The 2,263-nt window shown below is 70.2% G+C and carries 2 protein-coding genes; one reads left to right on the forward strand and one right to left on the reverse strand.

Annotation, left to right across the window (positions count from 1 at the left end):
* Positions 1-141: 141 nt before the first annotated feature.
* A complete protein-coding gene (locus AB0E14_RS39605; RefSeq protein ID WP_362430410.1) occupies positions 142-1,629 on the reverse strand; it encodes a sodium:solute symporter in 1,488 nt (495 codons plus the stop codon).
* A 185-nt stretch (positions 1,630-1,814) separates the two neighbouring features.
* Here AB0E14_RS39605 and AB0E14_RS39610 point away from each other — a divergent pair.
* Positions 1,815-2,263, forward strand: a 449-nt coding sequence (locus AB0E14_RS39610; RefSeq protein ID WP_362430413.1) for a PucR family transcriptional regulator ligand-binding domain-containing protein, incomplete at its 3' end; no start/stop codon positions are given.

Raw genomic sequence — 2,263 nt, forward strand, 5'->3', positions numbered from 1 at the left:
GGTTGGGGGTCGTTGTCGCGGGGGCCGGTTCTGGGGTTGTGGGCTGTGCGCCTCTTTGGGGGCCCCGCGGGGGGGGGGGGGGGGGGGTGCCGGGGGGGGGCCGGGGGGTCGTCTCGGGCCCCGGCCGGGAGTCTGGTGCCGTCAGCCGGTCGCCGGCGCCGGCACGGTCTCCGGCGTCGTCGTCGGGTCGGCTTCGGGGGTGTCCTGGCCTGCCAGCCGGGCTCGCCAGGTCGCGAGCACGGTGGCGTCCGTCGGGCGGGTCGCCAGGGAAACGATCACATACGCGGCGAGCGAGGCCAACAAACCATAATAAACAGGCTCATTTGCCAGGATTCCGTAAGCCCACATCAGGCCAATCACGGACAGGCCGCCGACGACCACCGCGGCGAGCGCGCCCTGGACGGTGCCGCGGCGCCACAGCAGGCCGCCGAGGATCGGCACGAGCAGCCCGCCGACCAGCAGGTTGTAGGCGACGGTCAGGGCCTGGACGACGTCGTTGAGGGCGATGGCGATGGCGATCGTGGCGATGCCCATGACGAGGATGAAGAGCCGGTTCCCCTTCACCTCGTCGTGCTCCTCGCCGTCGGAGCCCCGGACGGTCAGACCGCGCAGGCGCGACCAGATGTCGTTGTTGGCGACGGTGGCGCAGGCGATCAGGGCGCCGGAGGAGGTGGACATCACGGCGGCGAGCGCGGCGGCGAGGACCAGGCCCCGCACACCCATGGGCAGCTCGTCCTTCACGATCGTCGCGAAGGCGTCGTCGGCGCTGGGCAGGTTCGGGTAGAGCACCTTGGCGGCGGTGCCGATGACGGCGCCGGCCAGGGCGTAGGCGAGACAGTAGACACCGGCGACCGTGCCGCCCCACTGGGCGACCTTGTCGGTCCTGGCGGTGAACACCCGCTGCCAGATGTCCTGGCCGATGAGCATGCCGAAGGTGTAGATCAGGACGTACGTGAAGATCGTCTCGCCGCCGATGCCGAGCGGCGCGAAGTACTCGGTGGGCAGCTGGGCCTTCATCTCCGCGAAGCCGCCCGCCTTGATGACGGCGATCGGCAGCAGCAGGATCAGCACACCGATGGTCTTCACCACGAACTGCACCATGTCGGTGAGGGTGATGGACCACATGCCGCCGAGGGTCGAGTACGCGACGACGATGGCGCCGCCGAGCACGATCGCGACCGTCCGGGGCAGGTCGAAGAGGACGTCGAAGATCGTGGCGTACGCGATGGTCGAGGTGACCGCGAGCATCAGCGTGTACGCCCACATGACCACGCCCGAGATGACGCCGGCCTTGCCGCCGTAGCGCAGGTCGAGCATCTCGGAGACGGTGTAGACCTTCAGCCGGGCGATCCGGGCGGAGAAGAAGATGGAGAGGGCCAGCAGGCCGAGGCCGATGGTGAAGACCATCCAGGCGCCGGAGAGGCCGTACTTGTAGCCGAGGCCCACACCGCCGATCGTCGAGGCGCCGCCGAGGACGATGGCGGCCATGGTCCCGGAGTACATCCAGGGCCCGAGCCGGCGGCCCGCGACCAGGAACTCGCTCTTGGACTTGGCGCGGCGCATGCCCCACCAGCCCATCGCGAGCATGCCGGCCAAATACAGGACGATCACTGTGTAGTCGACGGCCATGGGGCCCTCCCTCGTTCGTTCGGTGGCGTGTCGTGCGGTGGAGTGACGACCAGTGACTGTTCGCGAGGACATCCGCCCGTACCCGCGGCCCCTGGATGGCACGAGGCTAGGTGGCCGGAAAGCGACGATGAAGCGTAAGTTTCATCCACTGTTAACCGGGTCCGATGTACGAAAGGTCCATAGCGATGGCCCCCGCTCAGGAACCCACCTCGACCCCACCGGCCCCGCCCGTCTCACTGGCCGCCCTGCTGAACCGGCGGGACCTCGGGCTGCGACTCCTCGCGGGCCCGGCCGACGCCGCCATCCACTGGGTGCACACCTCCGAGATGGCCGACCCGTACCCGTATCTCCTCGGCGGCGAGCTGCTGATGACCGCGGGCGTACAGCTCGCCCACCCGGCGCACTACGTCGAGCGGGTCGTGGCGGCGGGTGCGGCGGCGCTCGGTTTCGGCGTCGCGCCGGTGTACGACACCGTCCCCGAGGCCCTGGTCGCCGCGTGCGAGCGGCACGGGCTCCCGCTGCTCGAAGTGCCGCCGCATGCAGGGCCGGTCGGGGCCCGCCCCCACCGGTTACGGATCCAACGGTGCGCAAGGGCCCGGAAGTCGGCCCGAAAGGACACCCTGACGGCCGGAGC

Source organism: Streptomyces sp. NPDC047981, from assembly GCF_040653315.1.
In the GTDB taxonomy this organism is placed as follows: Bacteria; Actinomycetota; Actinomycetes; order Streptomycetales; family Streptomycetaceae; genus Streptomyces.